Source organism: Spirulina subsalsa FACHB-351, from assembly GCF_026130165.1.
GTDB lineage: Bacteria > Cyanobacteriota > Cyanobacteriia > Cyanobacteriales > Spirulinaceae > Spirulina_A > Spirulina_A subsalsa_A.
The window spans coordinates 1-687 of sequence record NZ_JAIHOM010000264.1 but is presented as its reverse complement, the minus strand read 5'-3'; the positions used below and the strand labels follow the sequence as shown (position 1 = coordinate 687).

Below are 687 nucleotides of genomic sequence, written 5' to 3'. Positions count from 1 at the left end.
AATTGGTAGTCATTGGCTTCTGTGGGAGGACGATTCAGGAGTTCAAAGAAACTGCGAGGATATTGTTGAAAGATACGGTAAAAGATGCTGTCGGTTTTCATGGGTTTTTATCCTCTATACTCACCTACTTGTTGGATTAACTTGGCTATTAATCCTGTCCACCCGGTTGGATGACTAGCTCTAATTCGTGGAAGGCACTGGTGGACTCCGCAGGTTAATAACTGACGCGCTTTTAACCTTTGGGGTAAAAACCCTAGAGAAGTTCCTGAACTCTTTCTAGAGGTAAGTCCAGCAACTCAGCAATTTCTGCTGGACTCTGACCACGACTTAGAAGACGTTGAACTAGGTTTCTTTGTGCTTGCTGTAAGCCCTGTTCTATCCCTTCTTGGCGACCTTCTTGACGACCTTCTTGGCGACCTTCTTCAAAGGCTTCTTGATAAAAACGAGTTTGTTTTAAATCTGTTAGTCCTAACATTTGCGCTATTTCCTCTCGACTCAGTTGGGGTAATTTGTAAACAACTATCGTTTCGATTAAGTCAATAATATCTCGTTGAATGACACTTGTGGGTAATACCTCTTGAGCTTGTTGAATCAGCTTTTGAGCCAGTTCCATGGCTTGGCTCTCTTCTTCCACGACTAATTGAATTATACTCACTCCTAGCTGTTCTTCTACTCCTTCTAACTCGT

2 protein-coding genes are annotated in these 687 nt (G+C 42.6%); both read right to left on the bottom strand.

What is annotated here, in order from left to right:
- On the bottom strand, positions 1–101 hold a 101-nt coding region (locus K4A83_RS22775; protein ID WP_265267014.1), incomplete at its 3' end, for an Rpn family recombination-promoting nuclease/putative transposase.
- Between the two features lie 152 nt (positions 102–253).
- Positions 254–687, bottom strand: a 434-nt coding sequence (locus K4A83_RS22770; RefSeq protein WP_265267013.1) for a DUF2887 domain-containing protein, incomplete at its 5' end; no start/stop codon positions are given.